Source organism: Variovorax sp. GW821-FHT09D05 (genome assembly GCF_059416325.1).
Window position 1 is genome coordinate 13,733 of the sequence record NZ_JBWKOZ010000004.1, and the last position, 25,224, is coordinate 38,956.

At 66.1% G+C, this 25,224-nt stretch carries 22 protein-coding genes; 20 read left to right on the top strand and 2 right to left on the bottom strand.

Features of this window, described 5'->3' with window-relative positions; all coding sequences use genetic code 11:
* Positions 1-108: 108 nt before the first annotated feature.
* From sdhC to AC07O3_RS11370, 7 genes are all read left to right on the top strand, one after another.
* Positions 109-555, top strand: coding sequence for a succinate dehydrogenase, cytochrome b556 subunit (gene sdhC / locus AC07O3_RS11340; RefSeq protein WP_093049538.1), 447 nt, complete (start codon positions 109-111; stop codon positions 553-555).
* A 13-nt stretch (positions 556-568) separates the two neighbouring features.
* Positions 569-934 (top strand): succinate dehydrogenase, hydrophobic membrane anchor protein, encoded by a 366-nt coding sequence (gene sdhD / locus AC07O3_RS11345; protein WP_093049535.1) that lies wholly within the window; start codon positions 569-571, stop codon positions 932-934.
* Between the two features lie 7 nt (positions 935-941).
* Positions 942-2,750 (top strand): succinate dehydrogenase flavoprotein subunit, encoded by a 1,809-nt coding sequence (sdhA, locus tag AC07O3_RS11350; protein WP_093049532.1) that lies wholly within the window; start codon positions 942-944, stop codon positions 2,748-2,750.
* Between the two features lie 49 nt (positions 2,751-2,799).
* Positions 2,800-3,501: a succinate dehydrogenase iron-sulfur subunit gene (locus tag AC07O3_RS11355; RefSeq protein WP_081270662.1), complete on the top strand. Its 702-nt coding sequence runs from the start codon at positions 2,800-2,802 to the stop codon at positions 3,499-3,501.
* Between the two features lie 27 nt (positions 3,502-3,528).
* Positions 3,529-3,843 (top strand): FAD assembly factor SdhE, encoded by a 315-nt coding sequence (locus AC07O3_RS11360; RefSeq protein ID WP_093049525.1) that lies wholly within the window; start codon positions 3,529-3,531, stop codon positions 3,841-3,843.
* Between the two features lie 24 nt (positions 3,844-3,867).
* Positions 3,868-5,178: a citrate synthase gene (gene gltA, locus AC07O3_RS11365; RefSeq protein WP_093049522.1), complete on the top strand. Its 1,311-nt coding sequence runs from the start codon at positions 3,868-3,870 to the stop codon at positions 5,176-5,178.
* 98 nt (positions 5,179-5,276) lie between these two features.
* Positions 5,277-6,335: a purine-nucleoside phosphorylase gene (locus tag AC07O3_RS11370; protein WP_495339345.1), complete on the top strand. Its 1,059-nt coding sequence runs from the start codon at positions 5,277-5,279 to the stop codon at positions 6,333-6,335.
* A 20-nt stretch (positions 6,336-6,355) separates the two neighbouring features.
* Here the strand turns inward: AC07O3_RS11370 and AC07O3_RS11375 are convergent, their stop codons facing one another.
* Positions 6,356-9,700 (bottom strand): autotransporter outer membrane beta-barrel domain-containing protein, encoded by a 3,345-nt coding sequence (locus AC07O3_RS11375; protein WP_495339346.1) that lies wholly within the window; start codon positions 9,698-9,700, stop codon positions 6,356-6,358.
* 172 nt (positions 9,701-9,872) lie between these two features.
* Here AC07O3_RS11375 and AC07O3_RS11380 point away from each other — a divergent pair, with 172 nt between their 5' ends.
* The 12 genes from AC07O3_RS11380 (at position 9,873) to accD (ending at position 23,905) form a co-directional block, all read left to right on the top strand.
* The gene (locus AC07O3_RS11380; protein WP_307613610.1) at positions 9,873-10,694 is read left to right on the top strand and encodes a helix-turn-helix transcriptional regulator; all 822 of its coding nucleotides are present in this window, start codon (positions 9,873-9,875) and stop codon (positions 10,692-10,694) included.
* 140 nt (positions 10,695-10,834) lie between these two features.
* A complete protein-coding gene (locus AC07O3_RS11385) occupies positions 10,835-11,779 on the top strand; it encodes a LysR substrate-binding domain-containing protein (RefSeq protein ID WP_495339347.1) in 945 nt (314 codons plus the stop codon).
* A gap of 62 nt (positions 11,780-11,841) precedes the next feature.
* Positions 11,842-13,263: a 3-isopropylmalate dehydratase large subunit gene (leuC, locus tag AC07O3_RS11390; RefSeq protein ID WP_093049506.1), complete on the top strand. Its 1,422-nt coding sequence runs from the start codon at positions 11,842-11,844 to the stop codon at positions 13,261-13,263.
* Between the two features lie 14 nt (positions 13,264-13,277).
* On the top strand, positions 13,278-13,928 hold the full coding sequence (leuD, locus tag AC07O3_RS11395) for a 3-isopropylmalate dehydratase small subunit (RefSeq protein WP_093075564.1): 651 nt from the start codon (positions 13,278-13,280) through the stop codon (positions 13,926-13,928).
* Between the two features lie 40 nt (positions 13,929-13,968).
* A complete protein-coding gene (leuB, locus tag AC07O3_RS11400; RefSeq protein WP_093049500.1) occupies positions 13,969-15,057 on the top strand; it encodes a 3-isopropylmalate dehydrogenase in 1,089 nt (362 codons plus the stop codon).
* Between the two features lie 90 nt (positions 15,058-15,147).
* Complete coding sequence (gene asd, locus AC07O3_RS11405; protein WP_495339348.1) at positions 15,148-16,290, top strand: aspartate-semialdehyde dehydrogenase; 1,143 nt, start codon at positions 15,148-15,150, stop codon at positions 16,288-16,290.
* 169 nt (positions 16,291-16,459) lie between these two features.
* The gene (locus AC07O3_RS11410; RefSeq protein WP_495339349.1) at positions 16,460-19,285 is read left to right on the top strand and encodes a FimV/HubP family polar landmark protein; all 2,826 of its coding nucleotides are present in this window, start codon (positions 16,460-16,462) and stop codon (positions 19,283-19,285) included.
* A 33-nt stretch (positions 19,286-19,318) separates the two neighbouring features.
* Positions 19,319-20,131 (top strand): tRNA pseudouridine(38-40) synthase TruA, encoded by an 813-nt coding sequence (truA, locus tag AC07O3_RS11415; protein ID WP_495339350.1) that lies wholly within the window; start codon positions 19,319-19,321, stop codon positions 20,129-20,131.
* Positions 20,128-20,829: a phosphoribosylanthranilate isomerase gene (locus tag AC07O3_RS11420; protein WP_093172150.1), complete on the top strand. Its 702-nt coding sequence runs from the start codon at positions 20,128-20,130 to the stop codon at positions 20,827-20,829. Before truA ends, AC07O3_RS11420 begins: the two co-directional genes overlap by 4 nt.
* Positions 20,830-20,876: 47 nt before the next feature.
* On the top strand, positions 20,877-22,163 hold the full coding sequence (trpB, locus tag AC07O3_RS11425; RefSeq protein WP_093049486.1) for a tryptophan synthase subunit beta: 1,287 nt from the start codon (positions 20,877-20,879) through the stop codon (positions 22,161-22,163).
* Positions 22,163-23,008, top strand: a complete 846-nt coding sequence (trpA, locus tag AC07O3_RS11430) for a tryptophan synthase subunit alpha (protein WP_495339351.1) — start codon at positions 22,163-22,165, stop codon at positions 23,006-23,008. The genes trpB and trpA overlap by 1 nt, the downstream gene beginning before the upstream one ends.
* A 24-nt stretch (positions 23,009-23,032) precedes the next feature.
* The gene (gene accD / locus AC07O3_RS11435) at positions 23,033-23,905 is read left to right on the top strand and encodes an acetyl-CoA carboxylase, carboxyltransferase subunit beta (RefSeq protein ID WP_012746558.1); all 873 of its coding nucleotides are present in this window, start codon (positions 23,033-23,035) and stop codon (positions 23,903-23,905) included.
* 64 nt (positions 23,906-23,969) lie between these two features.
* Here the strand turns inward: accD and AC07O3_RS11440 are convergent, their stop codons facing one another.
* Positions 23,970-24,530 carry a YggT family protein gene (locus tag AC07O3_RS11440; RefSeq protein WP_093049480.1) on the bottom strand — a complete coding sequence of 187 codons (561 nt, stop codon included), beginning with the start codon at positions 24,528-24,530 and terminating at the stop codon, positions 23,970-23,972.
* A 49-nt stretch (positions 24,531-24,579) separates the two neighbouring features.
* Between AC07O3_RS11440 and AC07O3_RS11445 the strand changes: the two genes are divergently transcribed.
* Positions 24,580-25,224 carry an LON peptidase substrate-binding domain-containing protein gene (locus AC07O3_RS11445; protein ID WP_495339352.1) on the top strand — a complete coding sequence of 215 codons (645 nt, stop codon included), beginning with the start codon at positions 24,580-24,582 and terminating at the stop codon, positions 25,222-25,224.

The window sequence follows — 25,224 nt, forward strand, 5'->3', positions numbered from 1 at the left end:
TGCATTGCAATAGAATTTTGCGTTGTTTGCATTTCCGCAGAAGAAACAAAAGCGTTCGCTCTCAGAACAAGCCAACAAGTCACAAAAGCCACGAAAGCACTTCCCCCAATGACAGAGCTTGCAACTCCCCCCCGGCCTCCGCGTCGCGAATTCCGCAACATCAATGCCTTCACCGACCTCACGACCTACCGGCTGCCGCCGGCCGGCATCGTGTCGATCCTGCATCGCGTCAGCGGCGTGCTGATGTTCCTGCTGCTGCCGTTCATCATCTGGATGTTCGACACCTCGCTGTCTTCCGACTATTCGTTCGCCAAGTTCAAGGCCGCCTTCAATAGCGGCCTTGGTTTCGTTCCGGGGTGGTTCTTCAAGCTGGTCGCGCTCGCGCTCATCTGGGCCTACCTGCACCACTTCATCGCCGGCCTGCGCCATCTCTGGATGGACGTGAGCCACGCTGCCGTGACCAAGGAATTCGGCCACACCTCGGCCGTCGTCACGCTGGCACTGAGCATCCTGCTCACCGTGGTGCTCGGCGCCAAGCTGTTCGGCCTGTACTGAGAAGGAGCCAACCATGTCTGTGAACTACGGCTCCAAGCGCATCGTCGTCGGCGCGCACTACGGTCTGCGCGACTGGCTCAGCCAGCGCATCACGGGCGGCCTGATGGCGCTCTTCACGATCGTGCTGCTCGCGCAACTGATCTTCACCCGCGGCCCCATCGGCTACGACCTCTGGGCCGGCATCTTCGCTGCGCAGTGGATGAAGGTGCTGACGTTCTCCGTGATCGTCGCCCTGCTCTACCACGTGTGGGTCGGCATGCGCGACGTCTGGATGGACTACGTCCAGCCCGTCGGCATCCGTCTCGTGCTGCAAATTTTCACCATCGTCTGGCTTGTCGGTTGTGCGGGTTGGGCCATTCAAGTGCTTTGGAAGATCTGACCCCACCATGACCTACACAAAAGAAAAAATCACCAAGCGCAAGTTCGACGTCGTGATCGTCGGTGCCGGCGGCTCCGGCATGCGCGCCTCGCTGCAACTCGCCCGTGCCGGCCTCAACGTGGCCGTGCTCTCCAAGGTGTTCCCGACCCGTTCGCACACCGTCGCCGCTCAAGGCGGCGTGGGCGCATCGCTCGGCAACATGAGCGAAGACAACTGGCACTACCACTTCTACGACACGATCAAGGGCTCCGACTGGCTCGGCGACCAGGATGCGATCGAGTTCATGTGCCGTGAAGCCCCGAAGGTCGTGTACGAGCTCGAACACTTCGGCATGCCCTTCGACCGCAACCCCGACGGCACCATCTACCAGCGTCCGTTCGGCGGCCACACGGCCAACTACGGCGAGAAGCCCGTGCAGCGCGCCTGCGCCGCGGCCGACCGTACCGGCCACGCGATGCTGCACACGCTCTATCAGAAGAACGTCGAAGCCCGCACCCAGTTCTTCGTCGAATGGATGGCGCTCGACCTCATCCGTGATGACGAAGGCGACGTGGTCGGCGTGACCGCGCTCGAAATGGAAACCGGCGACCTGCACATCCTGCAGGCCAAAACCGTGCTGCTGGCCACCGGCGGCGCAGGCCGCATCTTCCAGGCCTCGACCAACGCCTTCATCAATACCGGCGACGGTCTCGGCATGGCGGCCCGCTCGGGCATTCCGCTGCAGGACATGGAGTTCTGGCAGTTCCACCCGACCGGCGTGGCCGGCGCAGGCGTGCTGCTGACCGAAGGCTGCCGCGGCGAAGGCGCGATCCTGCTGAACAGCAACGGCGAACGCTTCATGGAGCGCTATGCGCCCACCCTGAAAGACCTGGCGCCGCGCGACTTCGTGTCGCGCTCGATGGACCAGGAAATCAAGGAAGGCCGAGGCTGCGGTCCCAACAAGGACTACGTGCTGCTCAAGCTCGACCACCTGGGCGCCGAAACCATCCACAAGCGCCTGCCCTCGGTGTACGAAATCGGCGTCAACTTCGCCAACGTCGACATCACGAAGGAACCGATTCCGGTCGTGCCCACCATCCACTACCAGATGGGCGGCATCCCGACCAACATCCATGGCCAGGTCGTCATCCAGAAGGGTGAAGAGAACAGCGCAGTGGTGAACGGCCTCTACGCCGTGGGCGAATGCTCCTGCGTGAGCGTGCACGGCGCCAACCGCCTGGGCACGAACTCGCTGCTCGACCTGCTGGTGTTCGGCCGCGCGGCCGGCAACCACATCGTCGAGTTCAACGACAAGCTCAAGGAACACAAGCCCCTGCCCAACGATGCGGCCGACCGCACGCTGGAGCGCCTGAACCGCCTCGAATCGACCACCACCGGCGAATACGCCCAGGACGTGGCCGGCGAGATCCGCGCCGTCATGCAGCAACATGCGGCAGTGTTCCGCAAGCAGGCTTCGATGGACGAAGGCGTGACCAAGATCGCCGCCGTGCGCGAGCGCGTCAAGGCCATCGGCCTGAAAGACAAGTCGAAGGTGTTCAACACCGCCCGCATCGAAGCGCTGGAAGTCGACAACCTGATCGAAGTGGCGCAGGCCACCATGGTCTCGGCCGCCGCCCGCAAGGAATGCCGCGGCGCCCACACGGTCGAAGACTACGAACGCCCGGCGGACGACCCTGTCGCACCGCTCGGCCGCGACGACGTCAACTGGATGAAGCACACGCTCTGGTACAGCCAGGACAACCGCCTCTCGTACAAGCCGGTCAAGCTGCAGCCGCTCACCGTGGCCTCGGTTCCACCCAAGGTCCGCACGTTCTAAGAGAACGGCTCACAGTCAGCTCATACAAAGCATTCACAAGGTCACTACGATGAAGCGCACATTCCAGATTTACCGCTACGACCCGGACAAGGACGCCAAGCCCTACATGCAGACGGTCGAGATCGAACTCGACGGCCACGAGCGCATGCTGCTCGACGCCCTCATGAAGCTCAAGGCGCAAGACCCTACGCTGTCGTTCCGCCGCTCGTGCCGCGAAGGCGTCTGCGGCTCCGACGCGATGAACATCAACGGCAAGAACGGTCTGGCCTGCCTGACCAACATGAACACGCTCAAGGGCACCGTGGTGCTCAAGCCGCTGCCGGGCCTGCCCGTCATCCGCGACCTGATCGTGGACATGACGCAGTTCTTCAAGCAGTACAACTCGATCAAGCCGTACCTGCAGAACGACAGCGTGCCGCCCGAGAAGGAACGCCTGCAGTCGCCCGAAGAGCGCGAAGAGCTCAACGGCCTGTACGAGTGCATCCTGTGCGCGAGCTGCTCCACGAGCTGCCCGAGCTTCTGGTGGAACCCCGACAAGTTCGTGGGCCCGGCCGGCCTGCTGCAGGCCTACCGCTTCATCGCCGACAGCCGCGACGAAGCCACCGCCGAGCGCCTGGACAACCTGGAAGACCCGTACCGCCTGTTCCGCTGCCACACGATCATGAACTGCGTGGACGTGTGCCCGAAGAGCCTGAACCCGACCAAGGCCATCGGCAAGATCAAGGAATTGATGGTGCGCCGCGCCATCTGACCTGATCCATTTGTTCGAGAAGCCACCATGCAACCCGCCGCCGACTCCGCCGACCTGCTCAGTGAACGTGCGCTGAGCAAGCTCAAGTGGCGCTGCCGGCGCGGACTGCTCGAGAACGACCTGTTCATCGCCCGCTTCTTCGAGCGGCACGAATTCCGCATGACCGTGGGTCAAGCGGGAGCGATGGAGACACTGATGGACCTGTCGGACAACGACCTCCTTGACCTCCTTCTGCGCAGGAAGGAGCCCGAGCCCGCATGGGCCGGGGCCGAGGTGGTCGCATTGCTGCAGCTGATGCGTACCGACGGCGCGCAGCGTCCCGCAATCTCTCCTTCGTCCTGAATCCACCTCTGAAAGTAAACCGAAATGAAAGCATCCGATACCAAGGCCACGCTGTCGTTCAGCAACGGCGGCGACAGCGTCGAACTGCCGATCTACAAGGGCACCGTGGGCCCCGACGTGATCGACATCCGCAAGCTGTACGCACAGACCGGCATGTTCACCTACGACCCGGGCTTCATGTCGACCGCCGCCTGCCAGTCGGCCATCACGTACATCGATGGCGACAAGGGCGAGCTGCTGTATCGCGGCTACCCCATCGAGCAGCTCGCGACCAACTGCGACTTCATGGAGACCTGCCACCTGCTGCTGTACGGTGAACTGCCGGACACGGCCAAGAAGGCCAACTTCACCAAGCTCGTGACCAACCACACGATGGTGAACGAGCAGATGCAGTTCTTCCTGCGCGGCTTCCGCCGCGACGCGCATCCGATGGCCATCATGACCGGCCTGGTGGGCGCCCTGTCGGCCTTCTATCACGACAGCACGGACATCAACAATCCCGAGCACCGCGAGATCGCCGCGATCCGCCTGATCGCGAAGATGCCCACGCTCGTGGCAATGGCCTACAAGTACACGATCGGCCAGCCGTACATGTACCCGAAGAACGACCTGAGCTACGCCGGCAACTTCCTGCACATGATGTTCGCCACGCCGTGCGAAGAGTACAAGGTGAACCCGGTGCTCGAGCGCGCGCTCGACCGCATCTTCATCCTGCACGCAGACCACGAGCAGAACGCCTCGACCTCGACGGTGCGCCTGTGCGGCTCGTCGGGCACGAACCCCTTCGCGGCCATCGCGGCCGGCGTGGCCTGCCTCTGGGGCCCCGCCCACGGCGGCGCCAACGAAGCGGCGCTGAACATGCTCTACGACATCCAGAAGGAAGGTGGCGTGGAGAAGATCGGCGAGTTCATCAAGAAGGTCAAGGACAAGAACTCGAACGTCAAGCTGATGGGCTTCGGCCACCGCGTGTACAAGAACTACGACCCGCGCGCCAAGCTGATGCAGGAAACCTGCAACGAAGTGCTGACCGAGCTGGGCCTGGAACAAGACCCGCTGTTCAAGCTCGCCAAGGAACTGGAAAAGATCGCCCTGGAAGACGAGTACTTCGTGTCGCGCAAGCTGTACCCGAACGTCGACTTCTACTCGGGCATCGTGCAGCGCGCCATCGGCATCCCGGTGCCGCTGTTCACCGCGATCTTCGCGCTGGCCCGCACGGTCGGCTGGATCGCCCAGCTGAACGAAATGATCGGCGACCCCGAGTACAAGATCGGCCGCCCGCGCCAGCTGTTCGAAGGTTCGCCGAAGCGCGACGTGAAGCCGATCACGGCTCGCTGAGCTTCCGTCGAATCTCGATGATCAGAAAAGCTGCCTTCGGGCAGCTTTTTTTTGGCCTGTAAATTGCGATCTCTTTGGGCTCAAGAAGGAGAAGGCGAATGTCAGTTTTTCAACGCGTGACCTGGTTTGGCGCGAGGGCGGCGTTCACCGCCTTCGCGACAACGCTGCTGTTCGGCTGCGCTACCGACGCTCCCGGCGCGAAGCCGCCACAGCAGATTGCAGTGAAGGTTCTCATCATCAGCATGTTCAAGCCCGAGGCACAGGTGTGGTTCGAGCCGCTGAAGCTGACCCGGGAGATCAAGGTGCCCGGCCTGTCCGCCGAGGATCCGCAGGTCAGGTGCAACGCCGATTCGGTGTGCCAGGTCACCACCGGCATGGGCCACACCAATGCGGCGGCTTCCATCACGGCACTGGTGTTCAGCGGGAAGTTCGACCTCTCGAAGACTTACTTCCTGGTGGCCGGCATCGCGGGCGTCGACCCGAATGTCTCGACCATCGGTTCTGCCACCTGGGCCCGGTTCCTGGTCGACTTCGGCATCGCGCATGAGATCGATGCGCGTGAAATGCCGTCGACCTGGCGCTCTGGCTACTTCGGCATCGGCGCCAAGGATCCGGACTCGAAGCCCAAGTTCGAGTACCGGACCGAGGTCTTCCGCCTCAACGAGAAGCTGCTGCAGAAGGCCCTGAAGCTCTCGGCCAATGCACCGCTGGCCGACAACGACAAGGCACGCGCCTACCGCGCCAGGTATTCGCAGGCAACCGCCAAGGCCCGCCCGTCGGTCCTGCAATGCGACACCGCGGCCGGCGACACCTACTGGCACGGCAGGTTCCTGGGCGAAACCGCCACGCGCTGGATTTCACTCGTGACCGACGGGCAGGGCAGGTACTGCACCACCCAGCAGGAAGACAACGCCACCTACGAGGCATTGAAGCGAGGCGCCAGCGCGGGGCTGCTCGACCTGCAGCGCGTGGCGGTTCTTCGCACGGCCTCCAATTTCGATCGGCCCTACCAGGGGCAGACAGCCTACGCCTCGTTGAATGCCGAGTCGGGCGGCTTCCCGATCGCCACCGGCAATCTCCTGATCGCGGGACGCCCTCTGGTGGACGCGATCGTGGGCAACTGGCCTGCCTGGAGCGCGGGGGTTCCCGCGGACTGATCCGCTCCGGGCTCAGCCTTTCACCACTTCACCCGCACGCCGATCGACCCGTTGATCGAGCTCTTAACCTTGGCGTCGCCACCGCTGGCCCAGAGCTTGCCGATTTCGCCGTAGAGGCTTGTCGTCTGGCCCAGCGCCAGCGTGAAGCCACCTGCCAGCTCGGTGCTTGTGCCGCCCGTGGGCGCCGAGATATCGGTCGTCGTCGCCCCGTTCACGAAGCGCGCGATGTCCGCGCCGCTCGATGTCCTGTAGACGTTGAAGCGGCCGTACGGCTGCAGCACGCCCATGCCGGTGTCGATCTGGCCCTTCACCCGCACGCCCGCACGGGCGATCCAGCCGCTGTCGGCCTGCGGCTGCGCGATGGCGCCAGCGATGGCGGAGTTGTTCAGATCCATGTGCTGGTGGATCAGCTGCAGCTGCGGCTCGACGCTCCAGCCACTGCCGCCCAACGCAAAGGCCTGGCCCACCTCGATCGAGCCCAGCAGGCTGTTGCCCTTGCCGCCGACACCCGGGCTCAGGAATGGCTCGACCGTGTAGCGGTGACGGCCCGACTGCACCACCGCATCGGCGTAGAAGCCGCTGTCGCTGGTGTAGGTGCCGTACACGCCCAGGTACTGGCTGCGCAGGTCGTTGCGGCCCACGGCCAGGTTCTGGATGCCGCTCGCGAAGCCGTTCACGCGGGCGTCGCCGTCGAGCTGGCCGACGTAGAGGCCTGCTCGCCAGTTCGGCATGACCAGCAGGTCGGTGCCGGCCTGGAAGCCGGTGAGGCGCCCTTTGCTGGATGGCGAGACGGCACCGCCCTGCCGGATGTCGATGTCGGTGGAGAGCACGCGGGCCCAGGCGCGGCGATCAGAACCGGTCGGGGTGGTCGCGGTGCCCTTGACGTCGTCATCTCCCACGCGCTTGCGCAGGTCGCCCAGCATCGCGAGGTTGCCCTGTCGCAGCTGGCCCGCCAGCGCGGCGTAGAGCGAGGCTTCCGCGCGGTAGGTGACCACGGGCGCAGAGGACGTGGGCGCACCTGGCGATGCGGTGGTGCTCGAACGCAGGAACCAGTTCTCGCCTGCGCCGTTGGCATCGGCGGCGTACAAGCGGTACTCGTAGGCGCCGGCATCCACGTGGCCATTGGCCAGCGAGAACGCATCCTTGGTCGTCTGCGCAGTGGTCGTCGCGCCGTTCTGCGCGGTGATCACCTCGATGCCGTTGCCGCTGGTGAGCGCACCCAGGCCGCCAAGGTTGGTGATCTGCACCGTGGTCTTGCCGCTGGCCACCGCAGTTGCGCCGTTGAGCACCAGACGATCCGACGGCCCCGTGCCGTTGAGCGCGGTGCCGAGCCTGAGCACGCCGTTGTTGCCGACGTACGCGCCCGTCACCGTCAGCGTGGTGCCTGCGGTCGCACCCACCAGCGAGACGGTGCCGCTGTTGGCTAGCGAAGCAACCGTCTGGTTGAACCCGGCGAGGTCCAGCGTCGCGCCCGAAGCCACGCTGTGCGCCGAAGCCGCGCTGAAGGTGTTGGCGGCGCCCGCCTTGAGCGTGCCCTGCGCGACGTTGGTCGCGCCGGTGTAGTTGTTGGCGCCCGACAGCGTCAGCGTACCCGTGCCTTCCTTCGTGATGAAGCCGCCGCCGCTGATCGCGCCGCTCAAGGTCGCGTTGAATGCGCCGGTGTCGATGACCGGATCGTTGTTGCCCGTGAGCTGGATCGCGTTGGCGATCGTCAGCCCGTCGGCGCTGAAGCCCAGCGTGGTGTCGTCGTCCATCGACAGCGTGCCAGTGCCCAGCGCCAGGTTGTTGCCGAGGTTCAGGCGCCCCTGGCGCAGCGCGGTGCCGCCGGTGTAGGTGCTGGCGCCCGAGAGCGTCAGCGTGCCGGTGCCTTGCTTGACGAGGCCGCCGCCGGTGCCGGTCAGGCTGCCACCGAAGGTTTGCGATGTGTTGTCGGTCAGGGTCAAGGTGTTGGCACCCAGTGCCACCAGGCTGCCCGCCACGCCTGACAGGTGCGCCACCGACTGGCTGTTGCCGGTCGACAGGTCGAACACCGCGCTGGCCCCCGTCAGCGATACCCCGGTTGCCCCGGCCAGGGTGCCCGCGCCGGCCAGCTTCAGCGTGCCGTTGCTGATGGTCGTCTCGCCCGTGTAGCTGTTCGCGTTCGTCAGCGTCAGGGTGCCGGCGCCCGTCTTCGTCAGGCCGCCGATACCGCTGATGCCGCTTGCCAGCGTCACGTCGTTGCCGTTGGTGTCGAAGGTGCCACCGCTTGCACCCAGCGCGTTCAATCGGCCGGAAATGTCCGTCGTGTTTGCCGCGGCCCATTGCAGGCCGCCGCCGTTCAGGGTGATGCGGCCGGTGCCGAGGTTGCCGCCGTTGCTGAAGTTGATCAGGCCGGCGTTGACGATCGTGGCACCCGAATAGGTGTTCGCCCCGGTCAGGAAGGTGATGCCGCTGGCGTTCTGCACGACCGCGCCGGTGCCGGCGATGGCCGTGGCAAATGTGTAGGCGGCATCGGACTGGTTGAAGTTGATCGTGCCCGCATTGGTGATGCTGCCGACCAGCCCGGTGACGGTGCCGGCGGTCGTGCCGTTGGCCGTGGCATTGCCGATGTTGAGCGTGCCGTTTCCATTGATGGTGAAAGCGGCGCCGGCCAGGTTCAGCGTGCTGCCATCACCCAGGTTGAAGACACCCGCGCCGCCCGCCCCGCCGTTGCCGGAGCAGCCGCAGTTGCCGCCCGTGCCACCCAGGCCGCCGATGTACAGCTGGGTGCCGACCGTGATGGTCGCCCCGCCGGTGGCAGTGAGCGTCCCACTGCCGCCCGTGCCGCCATTGCCGCCCCGTGTGAAAGGGGCTCCGCCCGAACCGCCACCGCCACCGGCACCGCCGATCAACAGCGTGTTGGTGACGTTCAGGGCCGTGCCGTTGAGATTGAGCACCCCCGCACCTCCGTCGCCTCCATTCATGCCGCCCAGGTTGGCACCGTCCCCGCCGCCGGCGCCGCCCCCGATGCCGACGTAGTCGTAGATCGGCAGGAGGCTGCTGCCGCTGGCCGGGCTGGGGAGAGTCTGCGTCGGAGCGGGAACACCACCCGCACCACCAGCGCCTGGAAGGTAGAAGTCTGCCCCGCCACCGCCGCCGCTGATGCTGCCGTTACCACCGTCACCGCCGCCCGTGCCGCCGGTGCCTATGAGGAGCACGTCGGCCGCGTGCGCTAGCGGCGCGGCCAGGCCCAGCGACACCGCGAACATCGCGCTCGCCGCAGCGCGACGCCGTGCGCGGCGCTTCCCACCCGCGCCCGCTCCTTTGACGGCCGACACGGCCAGTTCAGACACAGCCTGCCAGACGCCCAGACTCCCGTTCCAGACGACCCTGAAAGTGCGATTCATCCTGTTGATCCCGTTCTGTTTTGTCGGATCCGGCTACGTGGTCGCAGCCGCGTTTCACGGAACGCCACTCGAGGCACTTGCTCGCGACGGAGCGATGCCGGGCATCCGGGAGACTTAAAGGAGCCAATGTAAGATTTGCAACAGGACGATTCAATTACCCGAAAGAGTAGTCATGAACACCGACCCGCTCCTGTTGCAGGAAATCGTGCGCCTCTACGAGGCCGAACCTGACCTGCTGACGCTGCCGCAGCTGCTCTTCGAGGGTGTGGTCCGCCTGACGGACTCCGACGTGGTCGGCTGGACGGAGGTCCACCATCGCAGCGGCGAGCTGCGCGCGCTGCTGTCGGTCGAAGACGACCCGGATCGGCGCCAGGCAGCGTTCCAGGCCTACGCACGTCACGCGGGCAGCCACCCTTTCTGGCAGAAGGATCCCGCCTTCTACGGCGAGCGCGCGGTGCGCGAATCGGATGTCTTCACCGACGAGGAATTCATGGCGCTCCCCATGGCTCGCGATGTATTCCTGCCATCGGGCGCTCACCGCATCATGGGCGTCCTGATTCAGCATGGCGAATACGCGTTGGATCTGAGCGCGCATCGGGTCATCGGGCGACCGGCATACAGCGATGCGCAGCGCGACCGGCTCCAGATCTACCGAGGGCACGTGCTGCGTGTATACCGCCAGGCGCAGCAGCGCACCGTCGACAACCTCCCCCCAGCCGACCGTCTTCGCTACGCCTTTCCGGAGTTGACGCAGCGTCAGGTCGAGGTTGCCGTGTGGATTGCCCAAGGCAACTCGAACGAGGCCATCGCCAGTGCCATGAACGTCACTCTGGATACCGTCAAGGCGCATTTGAAGGCGATCTTCAGCAAGATCGGCACCGACAGCCGGCTCGCCCTGGCCAAGCTTGTCCACACGGTGCCGCCGTTCTCGCAGATGCCGCCGCTGTGGAAGCTGCCGATGGGAACGTGGAAAACGCAAACCAGGCCTGGGTGACGCGCACGGCGAAGCCGTGCAGCCGCAGGGCATCCCGTCGCCACCCGGCAACGATGCCATCGTGCATCGCGATGGATGCAGGGCGAAAACAAGGGGAAAATGGCAATCTCATCGCAAAGCGCGATGACTCCCCACAGCCCATGAGCACATCCGAACGCAACTTCGCCCGCCGCATCGACCTCACGTCGCTGCAGCTGTTCGTTGCCGTGTGCGAACTGGGCAGCATCGGCCGCGCTGCCGAGCGCGAGTTCATCGCGGCCTCGGCCATCAGCAAGCGGCTGTCCGACCTCGAGGCCACGCTCGGCACCACCCTGCTCTACCGCCACGCGCGTGGCGTCGACCTCACGCCCGCTGGCGAAAGCCTGCTGCATCACGCCCGCTCGGTGCTCTACAGCCTGGAGAAGATGCAGGGCGAGCTCAGCGAATACGCCGACGGCGTGCGCGGCCACGTGCGGGTGCACGCCAACATCTCGGCGATCGTGCAGTTCCTGCCCGAAGACCTGGGCGTGTTCACGCGCGCCCACGAGGCCATAAAGATCGACCTTGAAGAACACCTGAGCAGCGAAGTGATCCGCGCGGTGCAGGAAGGCGCGGCCGACCTCGGCGTGTGCCACGTGGCCGGCGGCGCGGGCGAGTTGCAAAGCCTCTCGTACCGGCACGACCGCCTCGCGCTGATCGTGCCCACGGGGCATGCGCAGGCGGCGCAGGGCGCCATCGATTTCGTGGATTCGCTCGACTTCGACCACGTCGGCCTGCACACCAACAGCTCGATCTACGTCGCGATGCACGAGGCCGCGCTCGACGCCGGCCGCAGCATCAAGCTGCGTATCCACGTGACGGGCCTCGACGCCATGTGCCGGATGATCGAGAACGGCCTGGGCATCGGCGTGATGCCGCAGCGTGCCTTCGAGCTCATGCAGAACGGTATCGGCCGCGGCCTCGTGAGCGTGGCGCTCAACGACGCCTGGGCGGCACGCGAGATCCGGCTGGTGGCGCGCGACTTCTCCACCCTGCCGGTGGCGGCGCGCTCGCTGGTGAATCACCTGCACGCGGCTGCGGACGCTGCAGAACAGATCGCGGCCTGAACCTCGAATTCACGGCCGCAACGACAGACAATCCATTTCCCCACGAAAGACAAGAGACCGACATGGCACGCACGCTCTACGACAAGATCTGGGACGAACACGTCGTCCACACCGAGGAAGACGGCACCGCGATCCTCTACATCGACCGCCACCTGGTGCATGAAGTGACCAGCCCTCAGGCCTTCGAAGGCCTGCGCGAAGCCGGTCGCAAGCTGTGGCGCATCAGCTCGGTCGTGGCCACCGCCGACCACAACACGCCCACCACGGGCTGGGAGCGCGGCTACGAAGGCATTGCCGATCCGACCAGCAAGGAACAGGTCACCACGCTCGACCACAACATCGCCGAATTCGGCGCGGCCGCGTTCTTCCCGTTCCTGAGCAAGCGCCAGGGCATCGTGCACGTGATCGGCCCCGAGTCGGGCGCAACGCTGCCGGGCATGACTGTCGTCTGCGGCGACTCGCACACCTCCACGCACGGCGCGTTCGGCGCGCTGGCGCACGGCATCGGCACCAGCGAGGTCGAGCACGTGATGGCCACGCAGACGCTGCTTGGCAAGAAGGCGAAGAACATGCTCGTGAAGGTCGAGGGCAAGCTGCCGCTCGGCTGCACCGCCAAGGACATCGTGCTGGCCATCATCGGCAAGATCGGCACGGCCGGCGGCACGGGCTACACCATCGAGTTCGCGGGCTCGGCCATTCGCGACCTGAGCATGGAAGGCCGCATGACGGTCTGCAACATGGCCATCGAGGCCGGCGCGCGCGCCGGGCTGGTGGCGGTCGACGAGAAGACCATCAGCTACGTGAAGGGCCGTCCGCTCGCGCCCACCGGCGTGGAGTGGGACCAGGCCGTGACCTACTGGCGCACGCTGCAGTCCGACCCTGGCGCGACCTTCGACGCCGTGGTCGAGCTCGACGCCGCGCAAATCCAGCCGCAGGTGACCTGGGGCACCTCGCCCGAGATGGTGGTCGATATCAACGGCCGCGTGCCTGATCCCGACAAGGAAAAAGATGCGAACAAGCGCGGCGCCATCGAGCGCGCGCTGGTCTACATGGGCCTGGAGCCGAACAAGGCCATGAACGACATCTTCATCGACAAGGTGTTCATCGGCTCTTGCACCAACAGCCGCATCGAAGACATGCGCGAAGCCGCCGCCGTGGTGAAGAAGCTCGGCCAGAAGGTCGCGAAGAACGTGAAGCTCGCGATGGTCGTGCCCGGCTCGGGCGTGGTGAAGGAACAGGCCGAGCGCGAAGGGCTCGACCTGATCTTCAAGGCCGCTGGCTTCGAATGGCGCGAGCCCGGCTGCTCGATGTGCCTCGCAATGAACGCCGATCGGCTCGAGCCCGGCGAGCGCTGCGCATCCACCAGCAACCGCAACTTCGAAGGCCGCCAGGGCGCCGGCGGCCGCACCCACCTCGTGAGCCCGGCCATGGCTGCCGCTGCTGCCGTGCACGGCCACTTCGTCGACGTGCGCACCTTCGCCTGATCTGGAGACAACACATGCAGAAATTCACCGTGCACAAGGGCCTCGTGGCCCCGATGGACCGCGAGAACGTCGACACCGACGCGATCATTCCGAAGCAGTTCCTGAAGTCGATCAAGAAGACCGGCTTTGGCGTGAACCTGTTCGACGAATGGCGCTACCTCGACGCCGGCTTTCCGGGCCAGGACCCGGCCAGCCGCAAGCCGAACCCCGACTTCGTGCTGAACCAGCCGCGCTACGCCGGCGCCTCGGTACTGCTGGCGCGCAGGAACTTCGGCTGCGGCTCGTCGCGCGAGCATGCGCCGTGGGCGCTCGACCAGTACGGCTTTCGCGCGATCATCGCGCCGAGCTACGCCGACATCTTCTTCAACAACAGCTTCAAGAACGGCCTGCTGCCGATCGTGCTGCCCGAAGCGCAGGTGGCCCAGTTGTTCGACGAGACCTTCGCGTTCCCGGGCTACCAGCTGACCATCGACCTGGAGCGCCAGGTGGTCGTGAAGCCCGATGGGCAGGAGTTCGCGTTCGATGTGCAGGCCTTCCGCAAGTACTGCCTGATCAACGGGCTGGACGACATCGGCCTCACGCTGCGCCACAAGGACAAGATCAAGGCCTTCGAGGCCGAGCGCCTGGCGCAGAAGCCGTGGCTCGCGCACACGATGATCTCCTGATCGCGCGCATTTCCGTTCTCAAAAAACCTCAGACCAATTTATGAAAATCGCAGTTCTCCCGGGTGACGGCATCGGCACCGAAATCGTGGCGGAAGCCGTCAAGGTGCTCGACGTGCTCGACCTGAAGTTCGAGATGGAGTCGGCGCTGGTCGGCGGCGCGGCCTACGAGGCGCACGGCCATCCGCTGCCTGAATCGACGCTCAAGCTGGCGAAAGAAGCCGACGCAGTGCTGTTCGGCGCCGTCGGCGACTGGAAGTACGACAAGCTCGACCGGCCGCTGCGGCCGGAGCAGGCGATCCTGGGGCTGCGCAAGAACCTCGGCCTGTTCGCGAACTTCCGTCCCGCCATCTGCTACGAGCAGTTGGTGGATGCATCGAGCTTGAAGCCCGAGCTGATCGCGGGCCTGGACATCCTGATCATTCGCGAACTGACCGGAGACATCTACTTCGGCCAGCCGCGCGGCCGCCGCATCGCGACGGACGGGCACTTCCCGGGCGCCGAAGAGGCGTTCGACACGATGCGCTATTCGCGCCCCGAGATCGAACGCATCGCCCGCGTGGCCTTCGAGGCCGCCCGCAAGCGCAGCAAACGCGTGACGAGCGTCGACAAGAACAACGTGCTGGAAACCTCGCAGCTGTGGAAAGACGTGATGCTCGACATCGCGAAGGAATATCCGGACGTCGAACTCGACCACATGCTGGTCGACAACGCGGCCATGCAGCTCGTGAAGGCCCCCAAGAAATTCGACGTGGTGGTCACCGGCAACATGTTCGGCGACATCCTCTCGGACGAGGCCGCGATGCTCACCGGCTCCATCGGCATGCTGCCCTCGGCATCGCTCAATTCGAGCAACCAGGGCCTGTACGAGCCCAGCCACGGGAGCGCCCCCGACATTGCCGGCAAAGGGGTTGCCAATCCTTTGGCTACAATCCTGTCCGCTGCCATGATGCTCCGCTTCTCACTCAACCAAGCCGAAGCTGCCGACCGTATCGAGTCGGCGGTCAAGGACGTGCTTGCCTCCGGGCTGCGCACGGGCGACATCTGGTCAGAAGGTACGAAGCGCGTCGGCACCCGCGAAATGGGCGACGCGGTCGTTGCAGCAATCACCAAAAAGACGATTACCGGCTAACCGCAGCCCGCTTCGTCACGCCCCTCCCCGGCTCGACGAGTCGGGGGCAAGAAAAGACAAATTTTTCTTTTTTCATAAGGGCAAACTGAAATGGCGAACGCATCTCAACCTCTGGTCGGCCTCGTGGGCTGGCGCGGCATGGTCGGCTCGGTCCTGATGGACCGCATGCACGCCGAAGGCGACTTCGGTCTCATCGAACCGGTCTTCTTCTCGACCTCCAACGCCGGCGGCAAGGCCCCGGCGATGGCCAAGAACGAAACCGCGCTGAAGGATGCGAACGACATCGAGGCACTGAAGAAGTGCGACATCGTCATCACCTGCCAGGGCGGCGACTACACCAGCGAGGTGTTCCCCAAGCTGCGCGCCGCCGGCTGGAACGGCCACTGGATCGACGCCGCCTCCACCCTGCGCATGCAGGACGACGCGATCATCGTGCTCGACCCGGTCAACCTGCCGGTCATCGAGAACGCGCTCGCCAAGGGCGGCAAGAACTGGATCGGCGGCAACTGCACCGTGAGCTGCATGCTCATGGGCGTGGGCGCCCTCTACAAGGCAGGCTTGGTCGAGTGGATGACCAGCATGACCTACCAGGCAGCCTCGGGCGGCGGCGCGCAGCACATGCGCGAGCTGCTGACCCAGTTCGGCACCCTCAACGCCGAAGTGCGCGCCCTGCTGGACGACCCGAAGTCGGCCATCCTCGAAATCGACCGCAAGGTGCTGCACAAGCAGCAGACCCTCAGCGCCGCTGAAACGGCCAACTTCGGCGCGCCGCTGGGCGGCTCGCTGATCCCCTGGATCGACAAGGACCTGGGCGACGGCATGTCCAAGGAAGAGTGGAAGGGCGGCGCCGAGACCAACAAGATCCTCGGCCAGGGCCCGGGCTTCAGCACCGCTGCCACGCCGGTCGACGGTTTCTGCGTTCGCATCGGCGCGATGCGCTGCCACAGCCAGGCCCTGACCTTCAAGCTCAAGAAGGACGTGCCGGTCGCCGACATCGAAGCGATGATCGCCGCCGACAACCCCTGGGCGAAGGTCGTGCCGAACACGCGCGAAGCCACCCTGAAGGACCTGACGCCGGTGGCCGTGACGGGCACCATGGACATTCCTGTTGGCCGCATCCGCAAGCTGGCGATGGGCCCGGAATACGTTGGTGCCTTCACCATCGGTGACCAGCTGCTGTGGGGCGCCGCGGAACCGCTGCGCCGCATGCTGCGTATCCTGCTCGAAGCCTGATGCGGGCTGCTCAGGGCCTTTTGAAACATGAATTGTTGCCTTACGGCAACATCGAATGTGTGCGTAAGTATGCGCGCACTGGGTAGAACAAGCGCATTGCCTTGTCAGTGCCCGGTGATGGTGCTAACGTCCTCTTACAAATTCTGGGCCTGAGCCGCCCCCTATCAGCATGACAAGACATCTGTTGCCTGCGGCCAGCCCATCGGCCGCTCGCCCGCCTCTGCCATCGAATGGCTGGCGCCTTTCCATCCTTGGCGCGGCGGCAGCCGTGGCCCTGGGCATCGTCAGCACCGACGCCAGCGCATTCGCGCTGGGTCAGCTGAAGGTGCAATCGGCGCTGGGCGAACCCTTGCGCGCCGAGATCGACGTGACCGAAATCGCCGCCAACGAGGCGGACGGTCTGAAGATCAACATCGCCACGGCCGAAGCTTTCAAGAGCGCGGGCGTTCCGTACAACTCGGCACTGAGCGACGTCAAGGCGACGCTTCAGCGCCGCGCCGGCGGCCAATACGTGGTGCGCTTGAGCGGTAACCGCCCGTTGAACGACCCGTTCATCGACCTGTTGCTCGAGGCCAACGGTTCGTCGGGCCGCATCGTGCGCGACTACACCGTGCTGCTCGATCCGCCGGCCACGCGCCAGGCGGCGGCACCGGCCACGCCCATTTCGCCCCAGATCGCCACGCCGACCGAACGCGTTGCCCCGGCAGCCCGTGCTCGCCGCGAGCGCCCTCCGGTGGTGCCGGCTGCGCCTTCGGCAGCCCCCTCTGCGCCTGCGGCAGCTTCACCGGCGCCTGCGCCCGCTGCGGCAGCACCCGCCCCTGTCACCGCAGCCGCTCCGGCAGTTCGCAGCGGCGGCGGCGAACAGGTCACCGTTCAGCGCGGCGACACCGCCAGCAAGATCGCCGGCGCCCACAAGCCAGCCGACGTGTCGCTGGACCAGATGCTGGTGGCGCTGCTGCTCTCCAATCCCGATGCATTCGTCGGCGGCAACGTCAACCGCATGCGCGCCGGCGCGGTGCTCGATCTGCCGAGCGGTGCCGAGGCGGCCGCCATTCTGCCGGACGAAGCCCGCCGCACGGTCACGGCACAGAGCCGCGACTTCGGCGCCTACCGCCAGCGCCTGGCCGACAACGCGCCGACTTCGAACGTGGCCGCCGCCAGCCGCAAGGCATCGGGCAAGCTGCAAGCCAACGTCGAAGACCGCAATGCAGCGGCCAGTGCCCCCGACAAGCTCACGATCTCGCAAGGCAACGCGGCCACCCGCGCCGCCGACGAAAAGGTCGCGCAGACCCGTCAGGCACAAGACAACAACAACCGCGTCGCGGAACTGTCGAAGAACATCAACGAGCTGAACAAGCTCAAGGCTGCAACGGGCACCGGTTCGTCGGCACCTGCCGCAGCCGCTGCGCCGGCAGCACCGTCGACGCCGGGCATCCCGGTTCCGGCACCGACCACCAGTGCCACGACCGCTCCCCCGGTCGCAAGCCCTGCACCGTCACCTGTTGCTGCACCAGTTCCGGCTCCCGCCCCCGTTGCGGCAGCCGCACCGGCCGCTCCCGCCGCAGCAGCACCGAGCCCCGCGCCCACGCCCGAGGCAACGGCTGCGGCCCCTGCTGCTGCACCGGCCCCGACGGCCGAGGCAGCCGCTGCCGCGCCAGCTGCAACCGACGCCGGTGCAGCTCCCGCGACGGCGGCAGCGAGCGCTGCGGTGGCCGCCGCTGCACCGAAGCCAGTCGTGAAGAAGCCCGCTCCGCCGCCCCCGCCGGAGCCCACCTTCCTCGAAGAGCTGCTGGACAACCCGCTGATGCTGGCCGGCGCGGCGCTGATCGCGCTGCTGATCGGCTTCCTGCTGTACCGCGTGCTGGGCCGCCGGCGCGAGGAAATGAGCGAAAGCGTGTTCCTCGAAAGCCGCATCCCGAAGGACTCGTTCTTCGGCGCCAGCGGCGGTGAATCGGTCGACACCAAGCATCGCGGCGACTCCACCGTCTCGTCGCTGTCGTACTCGCCGAGCCAGCTCGACGCGGGCGACGTAGACCCCGTGGCCGAAGCCGACGTGTACCTGGCCTACGGCCGCGACCTGCAGGCCGAGGAAATCCTGCGTGAAGCGCTGCGCCTGAACCCGGACCGCACCGCCATCCACCTGAAGCTGCTCGAAATCCACGCCAAGCGCCGCGATGTGCGCGCCTACGAAGGCCTGGCTACCGAAGTGCACAAGCTGACCGGCGGCCTCGGCTCCGACTGGACCCGCGTGGTCGACATGGGCAAGGATCTCGATCCGGGCAACCCGCTGTACGAATCGGGCGCTCCCCGCAGCGGTGGCGGTGCCAGCGCTGCCGAGACGGCCGCCTTCGCAGGCGCCCTCGCTTCGGCCGCCAAGCCGGCAGCAGTTCCGCCTCCCGCAGCACCGCCAGTGGCCGTTGCACCGCCCGCCTTCGTGCCCTCGGTGGCACCGCTGGACTTCGACCTCGACCTGACCACGCCGCCGGCACCCGCCCCTGCGCCGGTCCAGCACGCACCGGTCGGCGCCAGCCTGCCGAAGTCGGTCTACGCGCCCGCTCCGACGACAGCACGCCCCGCGCCGTCCCTGTCGAACGGCCACGCCGCAACGCCTGTCGATCTCGAGAACGACTTCGACACCGCCCCCGGCGCGCTGTCGGCAGACACGCTCCCCAGCTCGCTGAGCGATGCGGAACACAACACCCGCCCCGCCGCGCTGCGCAATGCGCTGCCGGCCGACTCGGGTTTCATCGAGTTCGACATGAGCGCACTGGCAGGCCTGCCGGCTGCCCGCTCGGCCGAAACAGCAAGGCCTGCGGCTACTGCGCCCGACGACGAAGGCGATGAGAGCCCGCACGCGGTCAAGTTGTCGCTCGCTCGCGAACTGCAAGCCATTGGCGACGTCGAAGGCGCCCGTTCGCTGGTCGAGGAAGTCGAAGCCGAAAGCGCCGGCGACCTCAAGTCGCAAGCCCGTCAACTGCTCGCAGAACTGCGCTGAGCGATTGCCGCTCCTGTCGTTCTTCCTGAATTCGTGAGGCTGGCGCTCGGCATCCGGTACAACGGCCAAGCGTACGAGGGCTGGCAAAGCCAGCGCTCGGGCCGCACGGTGCAGGACAAGCTCGAAGCGGCTCTCACGAAGTTCGCCGCGCAGCCCATCGGCACGCTGTGCGCCGGCCGCACCGATGCCGGCGTGCACGCGCTGATGCAGGTGGTGCACTTCGACACCACCGTCGAGCGCGAACCCTTCTCCTGGATGCGCGGCACCAACCGCTTTCTGCCCGACGACATCGCGGTGCAGTGGGCGCAGCCGGTGCCCGACGAATTCCACTGCCGTGCCAGCGCCCTGGCGCGCCGCTACCTCTACGTGCTTTCTCAATCGCCGGTGCGGCCCAGCCTCGATACGGGCCGGGTCGGCTGGTCGATGCATGCGCTCGACGGCGATGCGATGCGCGCCGCGGCCGCGCTGCTCGTTGGGCGGCACGACTTCAGTTCGTTCCGCGCCTCGGCCTGCCAGGCGCGCTCGCCAGTCAAGGACCTGCGGCGCATCGAGATCACGCGCGTGGGCGACGGCGAACGCTGCCGCTGGCATTTCGAATTCGAAGCCGACGCCTTCCTGCACCACATGATCCGCAACCTGATGGGTTGCCTGGTGCGCATCGGCCGTGGCGACGAACCGTCCGAGTGGATTTCTGAAGTGCTCGAGGCGCGCAGCCGCAAGGTGGCGGCGCCCACCTTCTCCGCGGACGGCCTGTATTTCCTGGGCCCGTTGTACGACGCCAAGTGGGGTCTGCCGGCGGAAGCCACGCTGCAGGCCGGCGGGGCTCCGTATGATGGCCCGCCATGACCGCGCCTCCCGTTCCCCGCACCCGCATCAAGATCTGTGGCCTGACGCGTGAGGCCGACGTGGATGCGGCAGTCGAAGCCGGCGCCGACGCCATCGGCTTCGTGCTCTATGCGAAGAGCCCCCGCGCCGTGACACCCGAGCGCGCCGCCGAACTGGCCTCGCGCCTGCCCCCGTTCATCACGCCCGTGCTGCTGTTCGTGAACGAGGATGCTCCCAAAGTCATAGCAGCACTCAGCCGCGTGAAGGGCGCCATCGCGCAATTCCACGGCGAGGAGACGCCCCAACAGTGCGAAGAAGCCAGCGGCCCGGGGCGCTTTCGCTACATGCGCGCCGCCCGCATTCCGCTGGGGGCTGCCGGGGCCGGCTTCGACCTCGTAAAATACGCGTCCGATTACTCCCACGCCCAGGCCATCCTGCTCGACGCGCATGTCGAAGGTTATGGCGGTGGCGGCAAGGCATTCGATTGGTCACTTCTTCCACCCGCCGTCGACGCTCACCTCGTCTTGAGTGGTGGGCTCACACCTGCAAACGTGAGCGATGGCATTCGCATCCTGCGGACGCGCTGCAAGACGCTGTCCGTTGATGTGAGCTCGGGCGTCGAAATCGACGGTCCCGGGAACAAGGGCCTCAAGGACGCCGGAAAGATCCGGCAATTCGTCGCAGCCGTCAGGGCTGCCGACGCGTCCTTCTCCAGTTAGCCGCCGCAGCCGATCGTTGTCGGGCTGCGGCTCACCGATCGAGAACCATGCAAAGCCAATTCCAGGACTACCAGCAACCCGATGCCACCGGCCATTTCGGCAACTACGGCGGCACCTTCGCGAGCGAAACGCTCACCCACGCGATCAACGAACTGCGCGACGCGTACGCCAGGTTCAAGGACGATCCGGCGTTTCTCGCCGAATTCCACTATGAGCTGAAGCACTTCGTCGGCCGCCCCTCGCCGATCTACCACGCCGCACGCACCAGCCGTGAAATGGGCGGCGCGCAGATCTACCTGAAGCGCGAAGACCTGAACCACACCGGCGCGCACAAGATCAACAATGTGATCGGCCAGGCGATGCTCGCGCGCCGCATGGGCAAGCCCCGCGTCATTGCCGAAACCGGCGCCGGCCAGCACGGCGTGGCCACCGCCACCATCTGCGCGCGCTACGGCCTCGAATGCGTGGTCTACATGGGCAGCCAGGACGTGAAGCGCCAGAGCCCCAACGTCTACCGCATGAACCTGCTCGGCGCGACCGTGGTACCCGTCGAATCCGGCAGCAAGACGCTGAAGGACGCGCTCAACGAAGCGATGCGCGACTGGGTCACCAATGTGGAAAACACCTTCTACATCATCGGCACCGTCGCCGGCCCGCACCCCTATCCGACGATGGTGCGCGACTTCCAGAGCGTGATCGGCACCGAGTGCATCGAGCAGATGCCGGCCATGCTCGCGGCCGACGGCATCACCGGCGAGGCCGAGGGCAGGCAGCCCGACGTGGTCGTCGCCTGCGTGGGCGGCGGTAGCAACGCCATGGGCATCTTCCACCCCTACATCCCGTTCGCGGGCACGCGCCTGATTGGCGTCGAAGCGGCTGGCGAAGGGCTCGACAGCGGCAAGCATTCAGCGTCGATCCTGCGCGGCAGCCCCGGCGTGCTGCACGGCAACCGCACCTACCTGCTGCAGAACGAGGACGGGCAGATCACCGAGACCCACAGCATCAGCGCGGGCCTCGACTACCCAGGCGTGGGCCCCGAGCACGCGTACCTGGCCGACATCGGCCGCGCCGAATACGTCGGCATCACCGACACCGAAGCGCTCGAAGCCTTCCACTACCTGTGCCGAACGGAGGGCATCATCCCCGCGCTCGAATCCAGCCATGCCCTGGCCCATGCAATGAAGCTCGCCAAGACCATGCGCCCCGACCAGTCGATCCTGGTGAACCTCTCGGGCCGCGGCGACAAGGACATCGGCACCGTCGCCGATCTGTCGGGCGTCGATTTCTACGACCGGCCCTCGATGCGCGGCCTGAGCGTGAAGGGAGGCAAGTGATGAGCCGCATTGCCGCCACCTTCGACGCGCTGAAAAAAGACGGCCGTCGCGCCCTGATTCCCTACGTGACCGCCGGCTTCCCCTTCGCCGACATCACACCCGAGCTGATGCACGGCATGGTTGAGGCCGGCGCCGACGTGATCGAGCTGGGCGTGCCCTTCTCCGACCCCATGGCCGACGGGCCCGTGATCCAGAAAGCCGGCGAAGCCGCGCTGGCATTGGGCATCGGCATGAAGCAGGTGCTCGCCATCGTGGCCGCCTTCCGCCAGAAGGACTCGACGACGCCCGTGGTGCTGATGGGCTATGCCAACCCGGTCGAGCGCTACGACCTCGTGCACGGCAAGAAGGCCTTCATCCGCGATGCGGTCGCCGCCGGCGTCGACGGCCTGCTGGTGGTCGACTACCCGCCGGAGGAATGCGAAGACTTCGCCGCCGAGCTGAAGGCCGCCGGCATCGACCTGATCTTCCTGCTGGCCCCGACCAGCACCGACGAGCGCATGGCGCAGGTCGCGCGCATCGCCAGCGGCTACGTCTACTACGTGTCGCTCAAGGGCGTGACCGGCGCTGGCCACCTCGACACCGAGGCGGTCGGCCAGATGGTCCCGCGCATCCGCCAGCACTTGAGCATCCCGGTCGGCGTGGGCTTCGGCATCCGCGATGCGCGCACGGCGCAGGCGGTCGGATCGGCCGCGGATGCGGTCATCATCGGCACCAAGATCATTCAACTCATCGAAGACCAGCCCCGCGATCGGGTGGTGCCGGCGGTGCGCGAATTCCTTGCGGGAATCCGCGAGGCGCTCGACGCGCTGCCCGCCGCCACGGCCAAGAACGCGGCTGGTCGATAATCACCGCCAACACAAGGAGCCCCTATGAGCTGGCTTGAAAAACTGCTACCCGCCAAGATCGCACAAACCGACCCGTCCGAGCGCCGCCAGGTGCCCGAGGGCCTGTGGATCAAATGCCCCGCCTGCGAGACCGTTCTGTACAAGACCGACCTCGAGCACAACCAGAACGTCTGCCCCAGCTGCAGCCACCACCACCGCATCGGCGCCCGCGCGCGGCTCGACGCGTTCCTCGATGCCGAGGGCCGCTATGAAGTTGGTCAGGAAGTACTGCCCGTCGACGCCCTGAAGTTCAAGGACAGCCGCAAGTACCCCGAGCGCCTGAAGGAAGCCCTGGAAAACACCGGCGAAACCGATGCGCTGGTCGTCATGGGCGGCTCGGTGCACAGCATCAGTGTGGTCGTGGCCTGCTTCGAATTCGAGTTCATGGGCGGCTCCATGGGCAGCGTGGTCGGCGAGCGCTTCGTGCGTGGTGTCGAAACCGCCATCGAGCAGAAGGTGCCGTTCATCTGCTTCACCGCCACCGGCGGTGCGCGCATGCAGGAAGGCCTGCTCTCGCTGATGCAGATGGCCAAGACGAATGCCGCGCTCACGCGCCTGGCGAAGAAGGGCCTGCCCTACATCAGCGTGCTGACCGACCCGACCATGGGCGGCGTGTCGGCAGGCTTCGCCTTCGTGGGCGACGTGGTGATCGCCGAGCCCAAGGCGCTGATCGGCTTTGCCGGCCCGCGCGTGATCGAATCGACCGTGCGCGTGACGCTGCCCGAAGGCTTCCAGCGCGCCGAGTTCCTGCAGACCAAGGGCGCCATCGACTTCATCAGCGACCGCCGCGAACTGCGCAAGACCATCGCCAGCACGCTGGCCATGCTGCTGCGCCAGCCGGCCGACGCGGTCAGCTGAGCGAAACAGGGCAAAAGCAAAAGGGCCCGGGTGCGATGCATCCGGGCCCTTTTTTATTGCCGCTTCAGAAAGTCAGTTGATAGGCAAACACCAGCAGGTTGCCCAGCACGATCGCGATCACCTGCAACACGACGATGGCTGCCAGCGGCGACAGGTCGACCCCGCCGATCAGCGGAATGAAGCGGCGAAACGGCCGCACCAGCGGCTCGGCCAGGCGCGAGATCAGGTCGAGCAGCATCGGCGAGGCGTTTGGAATCCACGACAGCACCGCGTAGACCACCAGCAGCGCGGTCAGGCCGGAAACCGCCAGTTGCATCAGCCCGACCAGCGACACCAGCGGCAAGGTCGCGATGCGCCCCAGGTTGCCCACCAGCAGCCACAGCAGCAGAAACTTCAGCATCACCAGCAACCAGGCCGCGATCAGGCTTGCCATGTCCCAGCGCTTCACCGCGGGCACGATGCGCCGCAGCGGCAGCACGATCCAGTCGGTGATGGCGAACACGAAGCGCCCGAGCGGATTGCCGAACGGCACCCGGTGGTACTGCATGTAGAGCCGCAGCAGACATGCGCCGCCGAGGAGGCCGACGATCACGTCGAGAAGGAACGAGGGAATCTGATAGAGCATGGGGCGTGGCCGTGAGCGGAATGCGATGATAGCCACGCAAGGCTCTTCGATGACGACACAACCCTTTTTGCATTCACTGCCATTGTTCCCGCTCGGTACGGTCCTGTTTCCGGGCGGCCTTCTTCCACTGCGCATCTTCGAGGTTCGCTATCTCGACATGATCGGCAAGTGCCGCAAGGCCGACGCGCCCTTCGGTGTGGTGAGCCTCACCAGCGGCAGCGAAGTGCGCAAAGCCGGCGCCGATGCGGAAAGCTTCGCCGCCATCGGCACGCTGGCCATGATCCGCGAGTTCGAATCGCCGCAGAGCGGCCTGCTGCAGATCGAATGCGTGGGCACGCAACGCTTTCGGGTTCGCAGCAATGAGCTGCAGAAGCACGGCCTGTGGGTAGCCGAAGTCGAGGCCGTGAGCGACGACATCGCGCTCGAAATCCCCGACGACCTGCGGCACACCGCCACCGCGCTGCAGCGCCTGATCGACACGCTGGAAGAACGCCGGCGCGCGCAAGGCGAAGCGGTGCGGCTGCCGATCGGCGCGCCCTACCAGCTCAACGATTGCGGCTGGGTGGCCAACCGCTGGTGCGAACTGGTGCCGATGCAACTCGAACTGCGCCAGCGCCTGATGGAGCTCGACAGTCCGTTGATGCGGCTCGAACTGGTCAGCGATCTGCTCGCACGCACGGGCATCACTGAATAG